Genomic DNA, 273 nt, shown 5'->3' on the forward strand with positions numbered 1-273 from the left:
TTGTAGAAGGGAAGCTAAAACTGAAAGTAAACCGGGAGAAAAGTGCGGTGGACAGGCCATGGAAACGTAAGTTGCTAGGATTCAGTTTTCTGAGCCAGAAACAAGCGACCATTCGAATAGCACCGAAGAGCCTTTTAGCATGTAAAGAAAGGATTCGAGAGTTAACGAACCGAACATGGTCGATTTCAATGGAAGAACGGATTAGGCGGCTGAACCGCTATCTGATGGGTTGGCTCGGCTATTTCCGTCTAGCTTCAGCAAAGACGCACCTCC

General features: G+C 47.3%; 1 protein-coding gene. It reads left to right on the forward strand.

All coding sequences use genetic code 11. The features are described from left to right. Positions 1-273 (forward strand): group II intron maturase-specific domain-containing protein (locus HPT30_RS31300; RefSeq protein WP_281364439.1); only part of this gene is annotated, 273 nt, incomplete at both ends.

It is taken from the genome of Paenibacillus agri, assembly GCF_013359945.1.
GTDB classification, from domain to species: Bacteria; Bacillota; Bacilli; order Paenibacillales; family Paenibacillaceae; genus Paenibacillus_AQ; species Paenibacillus_AQ agri.